The sequence below is a fragment of the Telluria sp. AZSoR62 genome, assembly GCF_058111565.1.
Map to the genome: position 1 here is coordinate 52,612 of NZ_JBYTST010000003.1, position 20,384 is coordinate 72,995.

The window sequence follows — 20,384 nt, forward strand, 5'->3', positions numbered from 1 at the left end:
CTAGAATCAACTTATGCCTAGCGGAAAGTATTCCGCACCGCATGTTCATTCGTACGCAGTCGAGACAGAGTCACCATGCACCCACGCCTCACGCTTCGCAACGCCACCGCCGCCGTGCTCCTCGCCGTAGGCCTGCTTCCCGGTATCGCCGTGCAGCAGGAGTTGCAACTTGACCACAGGATGAACGAACACATCGTGCAGGTGCCGGCTGGTGCGCAACAGCGCGCCATGCTCGAGACCACGGTGTTCCAGCCCAATGGCCCGGGTCCCTTCCCGCTGATCATCATCAACCACGGCAAGGATCCCGGCCGCCCGAGCATGCAGCCGCGCGACCGCTTCTATCACATGGCCACGGCCTTCGTGAAACGCGGCTATGCCGTGATGGTGCCGATGCGCCAGGGTTTCGCCAATTCCACCGGCCGCTACCGCGACCACGGCTGCGACATGACGGCCAACGGCTATGCCCAGGCCGACGACATCGCCGCCACCCTCGCCTATGCGCGCCAGCAGCCGTGGGTCGATACCGGCCGCATCGTGGTCGCCGGCCAGTCCTACGGGGGCCTGGCCACCATTGCCCTCGGCACCCGCGAACTGCAGGGCGTGCGCGGCCTGATCAACTTCGCCGGCGGCCTGCGCGACGACAGCGACCGCTGCGCCTGGCGCTCGGCACTGGTCTCGGCCTTCGCCGACTACGGCGCCAAGGCCACCGTGCCGACCCTGTGGATGTATGGCCATAACGATTCGTTGTTCGGCCCGGAACTGGCGCAGCGCATGCACGCGGCCTTCGAGCAGGCCGGCGGGCGTGGCCGCCTGGTCGAGTTCCCGTCCTTCAAGCGCGACTCGCACGGCATGCTGGCCAGCCGCGACGGCGAAAAGATCTGGCTGGCGGACACCATGAAGTTCCTGCAGCAGGTCGGCATGCCGACCAAGGTGCTGCACGAGGTGCCGCCGCCTCCGAGCCCGGCCCGCACCGACTTTGCCAGGGTCGACGACGTCGAGGCCGTGCCCTTCCTGTCCGAGAACGGCCGCCGCGCCTACCAGGAATACCTGGGCAAGATGACGCCGCGCGCCTTTGCCGTCTCGCCGAGCGGCGCCTGGACCTGGGCCGAGGAAGGCGAAGACCCGGACGGCCGCGCGCTGGCCACCTGCACCGCCAAGAGCACCGAGCCGTGCCGCCTGTATTCGGTCGACGATTACGTGGTGTGGACTGGCGAGCGGATCGACCAGGCCGAAGAGGCAGCGGTGACGGCATCGGTGGCGCCGGCGCAGAAGCTGGATGCGGCGGCGTCGGCGCCGAGTACCTCGATCGGTAGCAACAAGGCGACGAATTAAGGTCGGCGCATAACGCGCATCAGTCTTCCAGGCTGAGGTTCGCCGGCTTTCCGCAGCGGCTGTCAAGCCTTCGGCGCACTGTTTCGGTGCGTCAAGCCTGGCAGCCCCTGCGCTTTCCGACCTGGCGCAAATCGCCACCCTCTCCTAGACCGGACAATGGCCATTCAGCCCATTCCGGAGAATCCCATGGTCCGCCCCCTTCACGCCTGCTTCGCCGCGCTCTGTGCGCTGGGCGCGTCGGTGGCGTGCGCGCCGGCTGCCGCGGCCAACAACTATCCTGTGATCCTGGTCCATGGCTTCCTCGGCTTCGGCCCCGACACGTTCGAGCATAGCGGCTTCAATTACTGGGGCGGCTATGGCGACATCGCTTCGCACATGCAGGTCTACCGCGGCCCGCGCACGGTGTTCGCGGCGGTGGTTGGCCCGGTCAGCTCGAACTGGGACCGGGCCGCCGACCTGTATGCGCAGATCAAGGGCGGCTGCGTCGACTATGGCGCGGCCCACGTGCGCCGCCATGGCACGCCGGGCCGGCAGCAGAGGCCCGCCGGCAAATGCTGGGCCGCCGACCCGAAGAACAACCCGCAGGGCTATCCCCTCGCGCTCTACCCGGCCTGGGACGCCGCACACCCGATCCACCTGATCGGCCACAGCCAGGGCGGCACCACGATCCGCGCGCTGGTCGAATTGCTGGAACACGGCTCGCCGGAAGACGAAGGCGGCCATCCGCTGTACGCGGGCGGCAAGACCGGCTGGGTGCGCAGCGTGACGACGATTTCGGCGCCGCACAACGGCACCACTTACGCCGACGCGGTACTGAACGCCAATCCGGCATTGACCACGCCCCTGCTGGCGCTGCTGCGGCACCGCTGGGCACAGTGGGAGCTCTCGCCCGACGGCGCGCGCGGCTTCAACCGGTGGGCGCGCACCTCGCCCCATATCTATTACTACTCGGTGGGCACGGTGGCGACCGAGGCGGGCAGCTGGTGCTGCAACGGCACCGACCGCACGGTCGCCCCGGTGCAATCGGTCTCGCACCAGTATCCGCGCCAGGACATGATCCCCGCCTTCAAGGCCACGGCCGGCGAATGGATCGTGCCCTCGAGCTTCCAGCATGGCCTGGGCGGCTACACCCAGGATGCGCCGGGCCGGGCGCCGGTCGGCAGCGAGTGGTTCCCGAACGATGGGGTGGTCAATACGGTGAGCATGCGCGCGCCTTTCGGGCATCCGGTCCGCGACTACGATGGGCGCTCGGTGAAGGGGACCTGGAATTTCCTGGGGAATTACAAGGGATACGACCACTTCGATATCCTCAACTGGCCGAATCGCGGGCCGTCGGCGAACCCCTTGTACGAGCAGGTGAGCGATATCATCTTCGGCCTGTGATGCGGCCGAGCCGGCGTCCGGCCGCGTCACCGTGCTGCCAGCAGGGTGTCAATGCACGCTGCGCAGGCTCCGCGCCAGGTCGGACAGGCGATACGGCTTGCTCACGAAGGTAAAATCCCCCAGCTTGTGCTGGTCCAGCTTGAGCGCCGGCTGCGGGTAGCCGGAGGCCAGCATCACCTTCACGCCCGGGTAGTTCTCGCGCGTGTACTCGGCCAGCTCGATGCCGTTCGGGCCGCCCGGCATGACGATGTCGGTGAACAGGATGTCGACCTCGCCGCTGGCCAGCAGGTTCATCGCATCCTGGCCGTTGGCCGCGGTCATGACCTCGTAGCCCATGCTCATGAACAGGGCGGACGCCGTGTCCAGCAAATCGGCTTCGTCCTCGACGATCAGGACGGTTTCGGTGCCGCCGTGCGCGGCCGGTTCGCGGTCGAGCGCGGTTACGGCCGGCAGGTAGATCGTGATCGCGGTGCCGCGGCCTTCCGTGCTCTGGATGACCACCTCGCCGCCAGATTGCTTGATGAAGCCGTACACCTGCGACAACCCCAGGCCCGTACCCTTGCCCATTTCCTTGGTGGTGTAGAAGGGCTCGAAGGCGCGCTGCACGGTTTCGGGCGACATGCCGGTGCCGGTGTCGGTCACCGAGATGCAGACATACGGTCCCGGCGCCAGGCCCGGAACCTCGGCCTCGCGCAGGGTGACGGGCGCGGTGTCCAGGGTCAGCTGGCCGCCGTCTGGCATGGCGTCGCGCGCGTTGACCACCAGGTTGAGCAGGGCCGACTCGAAGCGGGCGGCGTCGACCACGGCGCTGCCGGCCTGCGGGTCGAGGTTCAGTTCGAACGCCATGTTCGAATGCGCGGCGCGGCGCAGCACCGATTCGAAGCCGGAGATGAGGCGGTTGATGCTGCGCGTCTCCGGCTGCAGCGGCTGCTGGCGCGCGAAGGCCAGCAGCTGCTGGGTGAGGGTGGCGCCGCGGTCGATCGCGCGGCGCATGCTGTCCAGGGTCCTGGCGTCGGCGCCGCTCTGGCGGCTCATGCCCAGCACTTCGAGGCCGCTGGAGAGCACCGACAGCAGGTTGTTGAAATCGTGCGCGATGCCGCCGGTGAGCTGGCCGATCGATTCCATCTTCTGCGACTGGAACAGCGCGAGCTGCGCCTGTTCCAGCGCTTCGGCGGCGAGCTTCTTTTCGGTGAGGTCGCGCGTGATCTTGGCGAAGCCCACCAGGGCGCCGTCGTCGCCATGGATGGCGTCGATGATGACATGGGCCCAGAAGCGGCTGCCGTCCTTGCGCACGCGCCAGCCTTCGGACTCGTAGCGCCCGTCCCGGCCGGCCGTGGCCAGCGCGCGCTGCGGCATGCGGCCCACGCGGTCTTCCTCGGTATAGAAACGCGAGAAATGGCTGCCCACTGCTTCGTCGTAGCTGTAGCCCTTGATGCGCTCGGCCCCGACGTTCCAGTTCGAGACCACGCCCTGAGGCGAGAGCATGTAGATCGCATAGTCGGTCACGCCCTGCACCAGCAGCCGGAAGCGCTGCTCGCTTTCGCGCAGCGCATCCTCGGCCAGCTTGCGCTGGGTGACGTCGCGCGTGATCTTGGCGTAGCCCAGCAGGTTCTGGTGCTCGTCGTAGATCGGGTCGATCACCACGTGGGCCCAGAAGCGGGTACCGTCCTTGCGCACGCGCCAGCCCTCGGCTTCGTACTTGCCCTGCTGAAGGGCCTGCGCCAGCGCCCGGGCCGGCAGGCCGCCGGCGCGGTCTTCGGGCGTGTAGAAGCGCGAGAAGTGCTCGTTGAGGATTTCGTGCGTCTTGTAACCCTTGAAGCGTTGCGCGCCCGCATTCCAGCTGTTGACGTGCCCGGCCGGATCGAGCATGTAGATCGCGTAGTCGCTGATGCCGGCGATCAGGTACTGGAAACGTTGTTCGTCGGTCAGGGTCGTTGTGGCGGGATGGTGCGTGTTCATGTGCCGGGCGCTTCCGTATATGTTGCTACAAATGTCTTATCATATCTCTCTTGGGCAATATCTCCCGCGCGCACTGCACGACTATGCAAGAAAATATCGGACAATCGGCCATGTTGGCGGTTGATTTGCCGGAATTGACGCTACAATGCCGAATTGTAACGCCCACGCACTTTTCGTTTGCATATGACCCAGGCCTCTCCCGACATCATCGACCTCAGCTCCTGCGCTAACGAACCGATCCGTACGCCAGGAAGCATCCAGCCGCACGGCTTCATGCTGACGCTTTCGCCCGGCCCTGCCCTGCTGGTGCTGCAGGCCAGCGCCAACCTCGGACACTGGACCGGCGTGGCGGCCGGCGACGCCGCAGGCAGGCCGCTCGCGCAGGTAGTGGGCGAGGCCACCGCGGCGCGCCTTGCGCCCGAACTGGACGCATCCAGGCTGGCCTCGCGCCCGACCTATATCGGCACGGTCGATACCAAGGACGCCCACTTCGACGTGCTCGCGCATGCCTGGGACGGCCTGGTGATCGTCGAATTCGAAAACGTGGAGCGCGTCGGCGCCGCCGATTTCCGCCACCTCTACCCCCTGATCGGCGACTTCCTGCTGAAGGTGAACCAGTCGGCCTCGATCCCGTCGCTGTCGGAACTGGCCGCGCGCCACGTGCGCGCCGTGACCGGCTACGGCCGCGTGATGGTCTACCAGTTCGATCCGGACGGCCATGGCCACGTGGTGGCCGAGTCGCTGGCAGACGGCTACGACTCCTACCTGGGCCAGCACTTTCCGGCCAGCGACATCCCGGCCCAGGCGCGCGCGCTGTACATCCTCTCGCCGATCCGCGTGATCCAGGACGCCAACTACGTCGCCGCGCCCCTGGTGCCCGAACTGAACCCGGCCACCGGCATGCGCAACGACCTGTCGTTCGCGGCGCTGCGCAGCGTCTCGCCGGTGCACCTGCAGTACATGCGCAACATGGGCACGCTGGCCTCGATGTCGGTCTCGCTGATCGTCAAGGGCAAGCTGTGGGGCCTGATCTCCTGCCACAACGCCACGCCCTGCCCGGTGCCGGTCGAAGAGCGCACCGCCTGCGAGCAGCTGGGGCAGATCCTGGCGCTGTGCATCGAGTCGCGCGAAGACGCGGGCGAGCTGCAGTTCCGCCTGGAGGTGCGCCGCATCATGGTCGAGATGCTCGGCCGCCTGACCAAGGGCGCGGACTTCCTGGAAAACATGAGCGCCGTGTTCCCCGAGCTGCTGCGCTTCGGGCGCGCCGGCGGGGTGGCCATCGTGGTCGACGACCGCGTGCTGACCTATGGCGACACGCCGGACGAGCCGGCGGTGCGCGCGCTGGCCAGGTGGCTGGCCACGCAGGGACAGACCGAGGTGTTCCACACCGATCACCTGATGGAAGTGTATCCGCCGGCCGTGACCATGGTGCGCAACGCCAGCGGCCTGCTGGCGCTGCCGATCTCGCGCATCCACCAGCATTACCTGCTGTGGTTCCGTCCCGAGGTGGTGCAGACCATCGACTGGGCCGGCAACCCCTACGACAAGGAAGCCCAGCTCGTGGCCGCGGCCGGCACGCCGGTCCAGCTCACGCCGCGCCTGAGCTTCCAGTCCTGGCGCGAGACCATCCACGGCCGCAGCCAGCCCTGGCACGTGGCCGAGGTCGAGCTGACCGTCGAATTCCGCAGCGCCCTGCTGGGCATCGCGCTCGAGCGCGCCGAGCAGATGGCCGAGCTGGCCGAGGAACTCGGCCGCGCCAACAAGGAACTCGAGGCCTTCTCGTACTCGGTCTCGCACGATTTGCGCGCGCCGCTGCGCCACATCGTGGGCTTCTCCGACCTCCTGATCGAATCGAGCGGCGCGGAAGACCCGGAGCGCCGCCAGCGCTTCCTGAAGAACATCAAGGAATCGGCGCGCCTGGCCGGCAAGCTGGTGGACGATTTGCTGTCGTTCTCGCAGATGGGCCGCGCCGCGCTGCGCCCGACCAGTGTCGACATGAACGACCTGGTGGCTGGCTGCATCGACAAGCTCGGCATCGAGATGACCGGCCGGAACGTCGACTGGCACATCGAGCCGCTGCCGACGGTGTGCGCCGATCCGACCTTCCTGCACCTGGCCATGTTCAACCTGCTGTCGAACGCAGTGAAGTTCACCGGCGCGCGCGACCCGGCGGTCATCACCATCACCTCGGAAGACCTGGAGACCGACACCGTGTTCCACGTCGCCGACAACGGCGCCGGCTTCAACATGGACTACGTGCACAAGCTGTTCGGCGTATTCCAGCGCCTGCACCGGATGGAAGACTTCCAGGGCACCGGCATCGGCCTGGCCAACGTGCGCCGCATCGTCGAGCGCCACAACGGCCGCGTCTGGGCCAATTCCGTGCAGGGAGAAGGCGCGACCTTCTCGTTCAGTATCCCGAAACATCCTATTCAAGAAGGCGCATGATGCTCAAGCCCATTCTCCTCGTCGAAGACAATCCGCACGATCTCGAACTGACCTTGATCGCGCTGTCGAAAAGCCAGCTGGCCAACGAAGTCGTGGTCATGCGCGACGGCGCCGATGCGCTCGATTACCTGTTCCGCCGCGGCGAGTTCGCCGAGCGCCCGGTCGGCAACCCGGCCGTCATCCTGCTCGACCTGAAACTCCCAAAAGTGGACGGGCTCGAAGTGCTGAAGGTGATCCGCGATACCGATGCGTTCAAGAGCGTCCCGGTGGTGATGCTGACCTCATCGAAGGAAGAGCAGGACGTGGTGCGCAGCTATGCGCTGGGCGTGAACGCCTATGTGGTCAAGCCGGTGGATTTCACGGAATTCCTGCGCGCGATCGCCGACCTGGGCATCTTCTGGGCGGTCCTGAACGAACCGCCCCCCGGCTCGCGCCGTTACATCAAGCCCAAGTGAGCCTGGCCGCCTGAACTGGCGGCGGTCTCGGCCCGTGCATGGCGCGGGCTGCGCAGCAGGTGGCGGATGCGGGCACTGAGCGCGTCCGGATGGTAGGGCTTCTGCAGCAGGTGCACGGCGGCGTCCACCTTGCCTTCGTGCGACAGCAGGCCCTCGGCATAGCCCGAGGTATACAGCAGCTTGGCGGCCGGCAGGCGCTTGCGCACCACCTCGCCCAGCTGCAGGCTGGTCACGGGTCCTGGCATGATCACGTCGGAGAACACCAGGTCGACATGGCGGCCGCTCTCGATGATGTCCACCGCCACCGCCGCATCCGGCGCTTCCAGTACTTCATAACCCAGCGCCGACAGGATGGCCGAGGTGGAATCGCGCACGGCGTCCTCGTCCTCGACCACCAGGATGGTTTCCAGGCCGCCGGCCAGCGGCTGGCTGGCAACCTGTTCGATATCGACCGGCGCGGCATCGCTGCGCGGCAGGTAGATGCGCACGCTGGTGCCTTCGCCGATCTCGCTTCGCAGCACGATCTCGCCGCCCGACTGCTTCACGAAGCCATAGGCCATCGACAGGCCCAGTCCCGTGCCCTGCCCGGTCGGCTTGGTGGTGAAGAAGGGCTCGAAGGCGCGCAGCAGCACTTCGCGCGGCATGCCCTTGCCGGTGTCGGCCACCTCGATCATGACGTAGTCGCCCGGCGGCACTTCCGGCGGCAGCCCGGCGCTGCCTTGCATATTGGCGGCGCGGATGGTCAGGATGCCGCTGCCGGCCATGGCGTCGCGCGCATTGATGGCCAGGTTCAGCAGGACGTTGTTGAGCTGGTCCGGATCGACCGTGGTGCTGCCCAGGCCCGGCTCGATCTCGGTGACCACGCAGGCGCTCGGCCCCAGCACGCGGCGCATCATGTCGTCCATCTGGCGCAGCAGGTGAGCCGGATCCACCACCACCGACTGCAGCGGCTGGCGCCGCGCAAAGGCCAGCAGGTGGGCGGCCAGCTTGGCGCCGCGCTCGACGCCGGACAGCGCCATGTCCACGCGCGTGCGCGCGCTCTCGTTCAGGTTCCCCATCAGCTTGAGCAGCTGCAGGTTGCCGCCGATGATCTGCAGGACGTTGTTGAAATCGTGGGCGACGCCGCCGGTGAGCTGGCCGATCGCTTCCATCTTCTGGGCCTGGTGCAGCGCCGACTGGCTCGCCGCGAGCTGCTCCTGGCTCACGCGCAGCGAGGCAAAGGCGGCGTCGCGCTGGCGCCGGGCGATGCAGGCGTCGCTGTGGTAGCGCACCCGCGCCACCAGCTCGCGCGGATCGGGCCACTTGACCAGGTAGTCGTTGGCGCCCACGGCAAACGCGCGCGCCTTGATATCGGCGTCGTCTTCGGAAGACAGCACGATGATGGCGACGTCGGCGGTAGCAGGATTGGCGCGCAGCAGCGCGGTGACTTCGAAGCCGTCCAGGTCGGGCATGCGCAGGTCGACCAGCACGACGGTGGCGCCGATCCTGCTCGCCACTTCGACGGCGCGCGCAGCATTCGATTCATAGCAGAGCGTATGCCTGACGCAGCCGGTCAGGCCATGGGCGATGATGTCTTGCGAGAAGGGCTCATCGTCGATGAGAAGGACGGAGCAGTCAGGACGATCGTCAATCATTGCGTCATAGTCGAAGATGCAGCACGATCTTGCAAAAGGGTAAGCATTAATTCTACAACATCTCCGATAATTTCCGACACAATTGCCAGTTTTCAATCGTGCACCCGTATTGACACACGGGCCTTGTAAGTTGCCGCTTTGGGCGCCATCTATCCGGCATGCGCAAGCGCCACGCCGATCCTCCAGAGTCGCCTCCACTTGCCGACGCATCCTGCCCGCTCTGCGGCCGCCTGCTGGGCAGCGTCAACATCGACCGCCATCACCTTGTGCCCCGGACCTTCAAGGGCAAGGAACAGTTTCCGATCCATAAGATCTGCCACCGCAAGATCCACTCGGCCTTCACCGAGCGCGAGCTGCTGCAGGCTTATCACACCTGGGAAGCGCTGCGCGGCCACGACGAGATCCGCACCTTCATCGACTGGGTGGCGAACAAGCCGCCCGGCTTCTACACGCGGACGTATACCTCGAACAAGAAGAAGTTTCGCTAGGCGCTGTACCCGTTACGTGTGGAAGATGCCCAGCGCCGCTCGCAGCAGCCGTTCCGGTGAAGTGATGCGTTCGCCGTCGAGCGCCCAGCGCCAGCCCAGGTAGTTGGGCAGATAGCGCGAAGCAACGCCATAGAAGCGGGCCAGCCATTGGCGGAAGCGCTGGTGGTAGCCATTGACGTTTTGCACGTGCACAATGCCGCGAACCCGTTCGCCAAGACGCAGGTTGACGAACGCGTGTGCGATGCCCGCTTCGCGCGCAAAGGCCCGGTAAGCAGGATGCCCGTCGGTCACGAGCAGCACATCCTTGTCGAGCCTGGGTCCGAGGTGCCGGTGCAGCTGCTGTTTGGTGACTGCCGCGCGGCCCGTCACGAAATCGAGGGTTTGGCCGGTACGGTCGCGCGCCACCAGGATGCAGACGTGTTCGTGCGTGATGCCGCGGCTGGCAGCAACGCCACCGCGCCGCCGCGCGGGCCGGTCGAGCGTGCGCGAACCCTTTTGCGACTCCAGTAAAAACATCTCGTCGGCTTCGGCAATGCCGGCCAGGCGCTCGGTACGGTCGTGCTTGGTGAGCGAAAGAAAACGATGGCGCCAGCGAAAACTCGTATTGCGGTGTACGCCCACCGCCTTGGCTGCTGCGCGCACGCTTTTGGTCTCGAGCATGCGTTCGAGGTAGTCGAGCCACTTGGCGCGATGACGCAGGCGAGCCAAGGGCGTACTGCTCAATGCGCTGAAGGTTTTTCTGCACGCGCGGCAGCGGTAGCGCTGCATGCCCCGGTCCAGCCCGTGCCGGTAAGGGCGCTCGGCCTGGCACGAGGGGCAACAAGGGCTGGGTTTGGCCTGCGCAATTGCCGCGCAGACGCGTTCGAATCCGATTGCAGGACGCAAGGCGTCCAGCAGCTGCCCTCGCTGGCGCCGCGTCAACGAGGGTAATTTCTTGAGCCACCTGCTGAAACCTGCTCCGTTCATGCCGCCCTCGACAACCGATCAGATCATCGTTGGACTGCGCTGGAGCTCGACAGTTCAATTTCTACAGCTTACGGTGACAGCGCCAAACAAAAAGGGCCGCATTTGCATGCGGCCCTTCGAATTCTGGCTCCCCGACCTGGACTCGAACCAGGGACCTGCGGATTAACAGTCCGTCGCTCTACCGACTGAGCTATCAGGGAAAAGAGGCCGCATTATAACGGTCGAAATACATTTTGACCAGTGCCACGCATAAACGGCTGCCTGCCGGCGCAGCGGCGGCCCCTTTGCTATAGTCGCCACTCCCCATTTCCACTTTCACGGCAGCCCGCACCCATGACCACTCTTCGCACGCTCGGCACCCCGCTCTCCCCTTCGGCCACCAAGGTCATGCTGCTCGGTTCGGGCGAACTGGGCAAGGAAGTGATCATCGCACTGCAGCGCCTGGGCGTGGAAGTCATCGCCGTCGACCGCTACCCGAACGCGCCCGGCCACCAGGTGGCGCACCGCGCCCATGTGATCGACATGACGGACGGCGAGGCCCTGGCGGCCCTGATCGCGCTGGAAAAGCCCGACCTGGTGGTGCCGGAGATCGAAGCTATCGCCACCGAGACCCTGGTCGCGCTGGAAGACGCGGGCCGCATCACCTGCATCCCGACCGCGCGCGCGGCGCTGCTGACCATGAACCGCGAAGGCATCCGCCGCCTGGCAGCCGAGGAACTCGGCCTGCCGACCTCGCCCTACCGTTTCGCCAGCAGCCTGGAAGAACTCGAACAGGCTTGCGCGGCGGTGGGCTTTCCCTGCGTGGTCAAGCCGGTGATGTCCTCGTCCGGCAAGGGGCAATCGAAACTCGACGGCGCGTTCGACGTCGCCGGCGCGTGGGAGCATGCCGCCAGCGGCAGCCGGGTCGACGCTGGCCGCGTGATTGCCGAAGGCTTCATCGACTTCGACTACGAGATCACCCTGCTCACCGTGCGCTCGATGGGCGGCAGCGGTGCGGTGGAAACGAGTTTTTGCGAGCCGATCGGCCACAAGCAGGTACAGGGCGACTATGTCGAATCGTGGCAGCCGCACCCGATGAGCCAGGTCGCCCTGGCGCGCTCGCAGGAGATTGCGGCCAAGGTAACGGAGAACCTGGGCGGCTGCGGCGTGTTTGGCGTGGAACTGTTCGTCAAGGGCGACACCGTGTGGTTCTCGGAAGTGAGCCCGCGCCCGCACGATACCGGCATGGTGACGATGATTACCCAGGTCCAGAGCGAATTCGAGCTGCACGCCAAGGCGGTGCTTGGCTTGCCCGTGGACGTGACGCTGCGCGCGCCGGGCGCATCAAGCGTCATCTACGGCCAGGTGGAAGGCGCCGGCATCGCCTTCGAGGGCGTGGCCGACGCCCTGCGCGTGCCTGGCACCGACCTGCGCCTGTTCGGCAAGCCGGAATCGTTTGCACGCCGCCGCATGGGCGTGGCGCTGGCCACCGCGGGCGATATCGGCACCGCGCGCCAGCGGGCGCTGGAGGCGGCGTCGCGGGTCAAGCCGGTGGCCGGCTGACGAGGGCAGCGCCGGAACCGGCGCAAACAAAAAGGGCCGCATGTGCATGCGGCCCTTCGTATTCTGGCTCCCCGACCTGGACTCGAACCAGGGACCTGCGGATTAACAGTCCGTCGCTCTACCAACTGAGCTATCAGGGATTAGAGGCCGCATTATAGCAGTGCTTTTGGATTTCGCGAACCCCTGTGCTTTCGAAAGGCAAGTTTCTTGCGCAAGCTAGCGCACGATGGGGGCCACGCGCGTGCGCTCCACCAGCTTTTTCAGTGCGTCCAGCACCAGCTGGGGCTCGGACATCTGCGGAAAATGCGCGCTGGCCTGCGCGATCACACGCTCGCCCAGGGGCGACAGGCGCGCCAGCGCTTCCTGGTTGCGCTCGCGTTCGCGCTGGGCGCCGAGCGAAGCCATCCAGCGCGGCAGGCGCTTGCCGCCCGAGATCACGGTGACGGGAATCGGCGGGAAAGGCGGAGCTTCGGCGATTTCGGCCACGGTCTCGAGCTCGTTGCTGATCTCGTCGTTCGGGTCCGGCGGCGACAGGCGGTCGAGCAGGCCGGCCACCGTGCGCTGCAGGCTGGAGAGGTAGTGCTTCATGTTGAGCACGTCGTCCGGCGCCGTCGCCTCCAGGAACAGCACGCCGCAGGTTTCTTCGGGATAGACGCGGGCAAACAGGTTGGCGTGCAGGGCGCCGAAGGAATGGCCCACCAGCAGGAAGGGCGGCCGTGCGCCGATCTCGCGCAGCAGGGCGCGCAACTGGAGGACCACGGTGGTGCCCAGCTGCGGTTCGCGGGCCCGGGCGCTGGCGCCCACGCCGGGGCGGTCGTAGGTGACGACCGTGCCCAGTCTGGGCAGGTCGGGAAAGAGCCGGAACCATCCTTCCAGCGGGCTGCCCGCGCCGCTGAGCATGACGATGGTCGGACTCCCCTCCCCCGACAGGGAAAAGCGCAGCACCTGCCCTCCGACCGCGATACTTTTACTCGTTGGTAAATGCTTCACTATGCAGTTCCAAAAAGAAGGTATTTACAGCCTACTCTCTATGCATAAAAATGCAACTACCGATGAGCAACATCTTTGAAAAACAAAAAGGCCACATCCTGAGATGTGGCCTTTCGAAATTCTGGCTCCCCGACCTGGACTCGAACCAGGGACCTGCGGATTAACAGTCCGTCGCTCTACCGACTGAGCTATCAGGGAATTGATCACAGCATTATAGGTTTGCAAGGACACGCTGTCAAATTCACGGCGTGCAACACAACCATTCTGCTACCCTTCGAAATCGAACCGAATCAACTCCGAAGAGCCAAGATTTTAAAGAACTTTCGCGACGGCGTCAACGACGCGGTCGAGGTTGGTCGAGTTCAGCGCGGCGACGCAGATGCGGCCGGTGTCCACGGCGTAGATCGACTGCTCGCGCAGCTTGCCGACCTGCTCTTTCGTCAGGCCGGAATACGAGAACATGCCAACCTGCCGGCGCACGAATTCGAAGTCGTGGCCAGGTGCTTTTTCCTTGAGCTTCTCGACGAAGGCGCCACGCATCTCGCGGATACGCACACGCATGCCGGCCAGCTCTTCTTCCCACAGCTGGCGCAGCTCGGGGGTCGACAGCACCATGGCCACCGCCTTGGCGGCATGGGTTGGCGGGTTCGAGTAATTGGTGCGGATGACGCGCTTGAGCTGGGAGAGCACGCGCGCGGTTTCCTCGGCGCTGGTGGCGACGATCGACAGCGCACCGACGCGCTCGCCATACAGCGAGAACGACTTCGAGAACGAGTTCGAGACCAGGAAAGGCATGCCGGTGTCGGCAAAGCGGCGCACCACGGCGCCGTCTTCCGCGATGCCGGCGCCAAAGCCCTGGTAGGCCATGTCGAGGAAAGGCACTAGGCCCTTGTCGAGCACGACCTGGATGACCTGACCCCACTGCTCCTGGGTCAGGTCGGCGCCGGTCGGGTTGTGGCAGCAGGCGTGCAGCACCACGATCGAGGCGCGCGGCATGGCGTCCAGGGAGGCCAGCATGCCCTCGAAATTCACGCCGTGGGTAGCCGGATCGTAATAGGTGTAGTTGTTGACGACGAAGCCGGCGCCTTCGAACAAGGCGCGGTGGTTTTCCCAGCTCGGGTCGCTGATATAGACTTCGGACGCCGGCGAGAAACGCTTGAGGAAATCCGCGCCAAGCTTCAGTGCGCCGGTGCCGCCGATGGCCTGCACGGTGATCGCGCGCTTGTCTTGAATTACGGCGCTATCGGCCCCAAATACGAGCTCTTGCACGGCCTTGTCGTACGCCGCCAGCCCTTCGATCGGCAGGTAGGTACGCGGGGTCTGCTGCTCCATCAGCTTCGCTTCCGCCTTTTGCACGCACTGCAACAAAGGAACCTTGCCTTTGTCGTCGTAGTAGACGCCCACCCCCAGGTTGATCTTGGCCGGATTGGTATCGGCGTTGAATGCTTCGGTGATGCCCAGGATCGGGTCGCGGGGGGCCATTTCAATGGCGCCGAAGAGGCTGGCGGAGGCTGTGGAAGTCATCGTGATAAACTGAGTTTGTCGGTGGGTTCGCAGCAAATGTATAGACAGCGACGCTGCTGCAGCTACTCTGCTGCAGTGCCGCAAGCGGAACCCCATTCTAGCAAAGGTCTGAAAGTATGGCTGATTTATCCATTGCAACTGCCCCGGAACCGACCGTCATCACCTACCCCGGCTCGCCCTTCAAGCTGCACCAGCCTTTCCCGCCGGCCGGCGACCAGCCGACCGCGATCGAAGGCCTGATCGAAGGCATCAACGACGGCCTGATGTACCAGACGCTGCTGGGCGTGACGGGCTCCGGCAAAACCTACACGATGGCTAATGTGATCGCCCAGGCGGGCCGTCCGGCGATCGTGTTCGCCCCCAACAAGACCCTGGCTGCCCAGCTGTATTCGGAGTTCCGCGAATTCTTTCCGCAAAACGCGGTGGAATACTTCGTGTCCTACTACGATTACTACCAGCCGGAAGCCTATGTGCCGCAGCGCGACCTGTTCATCGAAAAGGACTCGTCGATCAACGAGCACATCGAGCAGATGCGCCTGTCCTGCACCAAGTCGCTGATGGAACGGCGCGACGTGGTCATCGTGGCAACCGTCTCGGCCATCTACGGTATTGGTAACCCGAACGAATACCACAAGATGATCCTGACGCTGCGCCACAAGGACAAGGTGGCCCAGCGCGACATCATCGCGCGCCTGATCCAGATGCAGTACACCCGCAACGAGATGGATTTCTCGCGCGGCTCCTTCCGCGTGCGCGGCGACACCATCGACATCTTCCCGGCCGAGCACGCCGAACTCGCGATCCGCGTCGAGATGTTCGACGACGAGATCGAGTCGCTGCAGCTGTTCGACCCGCTGACGGGCCGCGTGCGCCAGAAGATCCCGCGCTTCACCGTCTACCCGGGTTCGCACTACGTGACGGCGCGCGGCACGGTGCTCAAGGCCGTGGAATCGATCAAGGCCGAGCTGCGCGACCGTCTCGAAGAATTCCGCCAGCAGAACAAGCTGATCGAGGAGCAGCGCCTTGAGCAGCGCACCCGCTTCGACCTCGAGATGCTGGCCGAAATCGGCTTCACCAAGGGCATCGAGAACTACTCGCGCCACCTGTCCGGCTCGATGCCGGGCGAGCCGCCGCCGACCCTGATCGACTACCTGCCGAAAGACGCCCTGATGTTCATGGACGAGTCGCACGTGATGATCGGCCAGCTCAACGCCATGTACAACGGCGACCGTTCGCGCAAGGTCAACCTGGTCGATTTCGGCTTCCGCCTGCCCTCCGCGCTGGACAACCGGCCCTTGAAATTCGAGGAATTCGAAAAGAAGATGCGCCAGACCGTGTTCGTGTCCGCCACGCCGGCGGACTACGAAAAGGGCAAGGCCGACAACGTGGTCGAGCAGGTGGTGCGCCCGACCGGCCTGGTCGACCCGCAGATCATCGTGCGCCCTGCCAGGAGCCAGGTGGACGACCTGATGGGCGAGATCAACGACCGCATCGCCAAGGACGAGCGCGTGCTGGTGACCACGCTGACCAAGCGCATGGCCGAGCAGCTCACCGAATACCTGGGCGACCATGGCATCAAGGTGCGCTACCTGCACAGCGATATCGAGACCGTCGAGCGCGTGGAAATCCTGCGCGACCTGCGCCTGGGCACCTTCGACGTGCTGGTCGGCATCAACCTGCTCCGCGAGGGCCTCGACTTGCCCGAGGTGTCCCTGGTAGCGGTGCTGGACGCCGACAAGGAAGGCTTCCTGCGCTCCGAGCGCAGCTTGATCCAGACCATTGGCCGCGCCGCGCGTAACCTCAATGGCGTGGCAATCCTGTACGGCGACCAGGTCACCGACTCGATGCGCCGCGCGATCGACGAAACCGAGCGCCGCCGCGCCAAGCAGATCGCCTTCAACACGGCCAACGGCATCACGCCGGTGGGGGTGAAGAAGAAGATCAAGGAGATGATCGACGGCGTCTACAGCAATGCGGCCCAGCGCAGCATGGCCGAGGGCGCGCAGGATGCGGCGGAAACGGCGAAGGTCGAGTCCATGAGCGAGAAGCAGATCAGCAAGGAGATCAAGCGCCTCGAAAAACTCATGGTGGACCACGCCAAGAACCTCGAGTTCGAAAAAGCGGCCCAGGTACGCGACCAGCTGCATGTGCTCAAGCAGCAGGCCTTCGGGGCGCCGGGGGCGGACAACGTGGTGTCGATGCTGGGGAAATAAGCTCCCTGGCTTGGCTCGCGCGGCGTGCCTCGGCACGCCGCGTGCGTTTCAAGGCGACGTCAACTCACCCGCACCGCGCCGGCCGGTCGAACATGCGTGGATCGAAGCTGAACGTCCGCGCAATCGACAGCGTCACTTCGTCATACGCCGGATGCTCGGGGTTGATCACGAGGTTCACGCCCTCCCCCACGATCACCGACGGCACCCGCATGTAGAGGTGCTCGCGCTTCTTCAGGAAGGCCGTGCCGAAAGCGGTCCCGCTGCCGCCATCTTCCAGGTCGTCCCAGCCTTCGGGCAGGTCTTCGCGGGCGATGTCCAGTCCAAGGGATGGATCGTCCGGCAGGTCCACCGCCACCAGCACCAGGTCGGGATTGTCGCCCTCGGTGTGCACGAAGGTTTCGAGAACCGCCAGTTCCACCGTCATGGCCGCATACAGCGCGCGGCAGCCCTCGCGATGCCAGTGCCCGCCGCTCTTGCGCGCGCCTTCGCAGCTGCGGTCGAGCGCCACGTCTCGTTGTGCAATTCTCCAGGTTCTCATGTGAATGACCCCTTGCAGTCCGATGGGTCCAGTTTACCCACGCCCGGCCAAGACCCGCGCACGCCAGCGTGCAATGTCAGGCCGGGGGTACGCGCACTTGCGCCAGGATCCGCAGCAGCTCCGACAGGTCGGCCGGTTTGACCAGGTGGCGGTCGAAGCCGGCCTCGCGGGCGCGCTCGCGGTCTTCGTGCTGGCCATAGCCGGTCAGGGCGACCAGCACGGCACCGGCCGTGTCGCTGGACGCGCGCAGGCGCCGCGCCAGCTCGTGGCCGTCCATGTCGGGCAGGCCGATATCGAGCAGCATGACCTCGGGACGCTCGCGCTGTGCGCGCGCGAAGCCGCCGGCGCCGTCGTATTCGACGCTGACCGCGTGGCCGTGGGCTTCGAGCAGGGTCGCGAGCATCTGCGCCGCATCGGCGTTGTCGTCCACCACCAGCACGCGCACCGGGCCGGCCGCGTCCTGGACCGGCGCCTCCGGCGCCGGCGCGGCGGCGGCAGGCGCGGCTAGCTGCGGCAGGCGTATCACGAATTCGCTGCCCTGCCCCAGCCCTTCGCTATGGGCCGAGACGCGCCCGCCATGCAGCGCGACCAGGCTCTTGACCAGGGCCAGGCCGATCCCGAGCCCGCCCTGCGAGCGGTCCGGCGTCCGCTCGGCCTGGGTGAACAGGTCGAAGATATACGGCAGCATCTGCGGATCGATGCCCTGGCCGGTATCGCGCACCGCGATGACGGCATCAACGCCCTCGGCCGTCACGCGCAGGGTCAGCTTGCCCCCCTGCGGGGTGTACTTGGCGGCGTTGTTCAGGATATTCGACACCACCTGCACCAGGCGCGTGCGGTCGCCCGCCACATGCAGAGGTTGCTCCCACAGCTCGACCTGCAATTCCTGGCGCCTGGCGTCCATCAGCGGGCGCACCTGCTCGATCGCGCCGTGCACGACCCCGGTCACGTCCAGCTCTTCCTTCTCGATCGTCACCAGCCCGCGCGTGACGCGCGAGACGTCCAGCAAATCGTTCACCAGGTCGGTCATGTGCTCGGCCTGGCGCGCGATGATGGCGCTGGCCTGGCGCGCGCGGTCCGGGTCGAGCTGGCCCCGCTGCAGCAGTTGGGCCGCGGTGGTAATCGGCGCCAGCGGGTTACGCAGCTCGTGCGCCAGCATCGCCAGGAACTGGTCCTTCTGGCGGTTGGCTGCGCGCAGCTCGTCTTCCACGTGCTTGCGCGCTGTGACGTCGCTACCCTCGACGAAGATGCCGGTGACCTCGCCTTTGGCATCGCGGATCGGCTGGTAGACGAAGTCGATGAAACGCTCTTCCATCGGGCCGCTGGCGTCGCGCTGGACGCGTAGCGGCACCGCATGGCCGACGAAGGTTTCGCCGGTGGCGTAGACCTGGTCGAGCAGTTCGAAGAAGCCCTGGCCATCGACCTCGGGCAGCGCGTCGCGCACCGGCTTGCCGACCAGCTCGCGGCGTCCGATCAGCTGGGTATAGGATTCGTTGGCGATCTCGAACACGTGGTCAGGACTGCGCAGCACCGCGATGATCCCCGGCGCCTGTTCGAACAGGGTCATGAGGCGCTGGTTTTCTTCCTCGCGGTAGCGCTCGGCCAGTACCTCGGCCGTCGTCTCCACGCAGGCGCAGAACATGCCCGCCACGCTGCCGTCCTCGTCGCGCACCGGCGAATACGAGAAGCGGAACCAGGTATCCTCGTCGTAGCCATGGCGGTTCATGCGCAGCGGGAGCCGGTCGAGATAGGTCGCTTCGCCCTTGAGCGCACGCACGATCAGCGGGTGGATATCGTCCCAGATTTCGTGCCACACCCCATGCATGGCCGCGCCCAACGCCGCCGGGTGCTTATCGCCCAGGATAGCGACATACGAATCGTTGTACAGGAAACCCAGCTCCGGCCCCCAGGCGGCGAACATCGGGAACTTCGAATTGAGCATCAGCCCGACGGTCGTGCGCAGCGCCTGCGGCCAGTCGCGCGGATGACCGAGGGGCGAGGTCGACCAGTCATGGGCGCGCATCATGGCCCCCATCTGGCCGCCCCCGCTCAGGAAGGGCAGCCATTCGGAAGGTGTCGCGTGTTCCTGTTTCATGCGATGTGTGGTCTTGGTAAGTGCTGCAATTTGACTGGCAGAAGTTTGCCAGAGTTAGCTTGTTTTACACCACACCGCAGAGCCTCACAGCGTCTTGACGAACTCGCGTATACCGCCGAGCAGCATCTCGACCGACATGGCTGTCAGGATCAGGCCCATCAGCCGCTCGAAGGCCGTCATGACCTGCGGCCCAAGCTTTTGCTGCAGGCGCTCGGCGCTGAGAAACACCGCCAGCCACACCACCGCCACCGCGGCCAGCGCCGCAACATGCACCATCGTTTCGGACAGGGAACCGGAGCTGAACAGCAGCACGGTCGCCAGTGCCGACGGGCCAGCCAGTGCCGGAATGGCGAGCGGCACGATGAAAGGCTCGCCACCATGCTCGCTGCGGCCCAGCACGCCATCCGGGTGCGGGAAGATCATGCGGATCGCAATGATCAGGAGGATCACCGCGCCGCCGATGCGCAGGGCGACAGGGCTCAGGTGCAGCGCGGCCAGGAAATGCTGGCCGAAGAACATGAACACCAGCAGCAGCAGGAAGGCGATCGCGCATTCGCGCACGACGATGCGGGGGCGGCGCTGGACGGGCGTGTCCTTCAGGGCTGCGGCAAACAGGGGCACGTTGCCGAACGGGTCGGTCACGAGGATCAGCAGGATGAAGGTCTGGAAGAAACTCTGGGTCATAGAACTGTTATTGTTGGATACCCTAAAAAGGACGAGACGATCTTAGCAGAGATACATCACCTGCGTCGTATCCGTGTGGAAATTTTCTATGTGAAAGAAACAAAAAAGCGGGGAAGGCTTGCGCGCTTCCCCG

Annotated in this window: 15 protein-coding genes and 3 tRNA genes; 7 read left to right on the forward strand and 11 right to left on the reverse strand. The window is 65.5% G+C overall.

Annotated elements, in window-relative coordinates:
* The first annotated feature begins 75 nt into the window (after positions 1–75).
* Both AC3XQU_RS06115 and AC3XQU_RS06120 read left to right on the forward strand, forming a co-directional pair.
* A complete protein-coding gene (locus AC3XQU_RS06115; protein ID WP_489873260.1) occupies positions 76–1,332 on the forward strand; it encodes a dienelactone hydrolase family protein in 1,257 nt (418 codons plus the stop codon).
* 186 nt (positions 1,333–1,518) lie between these two features.
* Positions 1,519–2,715 (forward strand): esterase/lipase family protein, encoded by a 1,197-nt coding sequence (locus AC3XQU_RS06120; RefSeq protein WP_489873261.1) that lies wholly within the window; start codon positions 1,519–1,521, stop codon positions 2,713–2,715.
* A gap of 48 nt (positions 2,716–2,763) precedes the next feature.
* Here AC3XQU_RS06120 and AC3XQU_RS06125 read toward each other — a convergent pair whose 3' ends face one another.
* Positions 2,764–4,674, reverse strand: a complete 1,911-nt coding sequence (locus AC3XQU_RS06125) for a hybrid sensor histidine kinase/response regulator (RefSeq protein ID WP_489873262.1) — start codon at positions 4,672–4,674, stop codon at positions 2,764–2,766.
* Positions 4,675–4,857: 183 nt separating this feature from the next.
* On the opposite strand from AC3XQU_RS06125, the gene AC3XQU_RS06130 reads away from it, so the two are divergent.
* Complete coding sequence (locus tag AC3XQU_RS06130) at positions 4,858–7,122, forward strand: ATP-binding protein (RefSeq protein WP_489873263.1); 2,265 nt, start codon at positions 4,858–4,860, stop codon at positions 7,120–7,122.
* Positions 7,122–7,577, forward strand: a complete 456-nt coding sequence (locus tag AC3XQU_RS06135) for a response regulator (RefSeq protein ID WP_489873589.1) — start codon at positions 7,122–7,124, stop codon at positions 7,575–7,577. Before AC3XQU_RS06130 ends, AC3XQU_RS06135 begins: the two co-directional genes overlap by 1 nt.
* Here the strand turns inward: AC3XQU_RS06135 and AC3XQU_RS06140 are convergent.
* Entirely contained in the window at positions 7,559–9,211 is a 1,653-nt protein-coding gene (locus AC3XQU_RS06140; protein ID WP_489873264.1) for a response regulator, read from the reverse strand. The genes AC3XQU_RS06135 and AC3XQU_RS06140 overlap by 19 nt on opposite strands.
* A 158-nt stretch (positions 9,212–9,369) precedes the next feature.
* On the opposite strand from AC3XQU_RS06140, the gene AC3XQU_RS06145 reads away from it, so the two are divergent.
* Positions 9,370–9,699 carry a hypothetical protein gene (locus tag AC3XQU_RS06145; RefSeq protein WP_489873265.1) on the forward strand — a complete coding sequence of 110 codons (330 nt, stop codon included), beginning with the start codon at positions 9,370–9,372 and terminating at the stop codon, positions 9,697–9,699.
* A gap of 12 nt (positions 9,700–9,711) precedes the next feature.
* On the opposite strand, the gene AC3XQU_RS06150 is transcribed toward AC3XQU_RS06145, so the two are convergent.
* Both AC3XQU_RS06150 and AC3XQU_RS06155 read right to left on the reverse strand, forming a co-directional pair.
* A complete protein-coding gene (locus AC3XQU_RS06150) occupies positions 9,712–10,665 on the reverse strand; it encodes an IS1595 family transposase (protein ID WP_489873266.1) in 954 nt (317 codons plus the stop codon).
* A 124-nt stretch (positions 10,666–10,789) separates the two neighbouring features.
* Positions 10,790–10,865: transfer RNA gene (locus AC3XQU_RS06155), tRNA-Asn, on the reverse strand.
* Between the two features lie 133 nt (positions 10,866–10,998).
* Between AC3XQU_RS06155 and purT the strand changes: the two genes are divergently transcribed.
* Positions 10,999–12,207, forward strand: coding sequence for a formate-dependent phosphoribosylglycinamide formyltransferase (purT, locus tag AC3XQU_RS06160; RefSeq protein WP_489873267.1), 1,209 nt, complete (start codon positions 10,999–11,001; stop codon positions 12,205–12,207).
* A 64-nt stretch (positions 12,208–12,271) separates the two neighbouring features.
* Here purT and AC3XQU_RS06165 read toward each other — a convergent pair.
* The 4 genes from AC3XQU_RS06165 to AC3XQU_RS06180 all read right to left on the reverse strand — a co-directional run bounded on the left by AC3XQU_RS06165 (position 12,272) and on the right by AC3XQU_RS06180 (position 14,721).
* Positions 12,272–12,347, reverse strand: a tRNA-Asn gene (locus AC3XQU_RS06165).
* 76 nt (positions 12,348–12,423) lie between these two features.
* Positions 12,424–13,152, reverse strand: coding sequence for an alpha/beta fold hydrolase (locus tag AC3XQU_RS06170; protein ID WP_489873268.1), 729 nt, complete (start codon positions 13,150–13,152; stop codon positions 12,424–12,426).
* A gap of 167 nt (positions 13,153–13,319) precedes the next feature.
* Positions 13,320–13,395 (reverse strand) — tRNA-Asn (locus AC3XQU_RS06175).
* Between the two features lie 114 nt (positions 13,396–13,509).
* A complete protein-coding gene (locus tag AC3XQU_RS06180; RefSeq protein ID WP_489873269.1) occupies positions 13,510–14,721 on the reverse strand; it encodes an amino acid aminotransferase in 1,212 nt (403 codons plus the stop codon).
* A 116-nt stretch (positions 14,722–14,837) separates the two neighbouring features.
* On the opposite strand from AC3XQU_RS06180, the gene uvrB reads away from it, so the two are divergent.
* The gene (gene uvrB, locus AC3XQU_RS06185) at positions 14,838–16,934 is read left to right on the forward strand and encodes an excinuclease ABC subunit UvrB (protein WP_489873270.1); all 2,097 of its coding nucleotides are present in this window, start codon (positions 14,838–14,840) and stop codon (positions 16,932–16,934) included.
* Between the two features lie 64 nt (positions 16,935–16,998).
* Here the strand turns inward: uvrB and AC3XQU_RS06190 are convergent, their stop codons facing one another.
* From AC3XQU_RS06190 to AC3XQU_RS06200, 3 genes are all read right to left on the reverse strand, one after another.
* Positions 16,999–17,472, reverse strand: a complete 474-nt coding sequence (locus AC3XQU_RS06190; protein WP_489873271.1) for an RES family NAD+ phosphorylase — start codon at positions 17,470–17,472, stop codon at positions 16,999–17,001.
* Between the two features lie 76 nt (positions 17,473–17,548).
* On the reverse strand, positions 17,549–19,567 hold the full coding sequence (locus AC3XQU_RS06195) for an ATP-binding response regulator (RefSeq protein ID WP_489873272.1): 2,019 nt from the start codon (positions 19,565–19,567) through the stop codon (positions 17,549–17,551).
* 84 nt (positions 19,568–19,651) lie between these two features.
* Positions 19,652–20,251 carry a MarC family protein gene (locus AC3XQU_RS06200; protein ID WP_171081459.1) on the reverse strand — a complete coding sequence of 200 codons (600 nt, stop codon included), beginning with the start codon at positions 20,249–20,251 and terminating at the stop codon, positions 19,652–19,654.
* Positions 20,252–20,384: the final 133 nt, after the last annotated feature.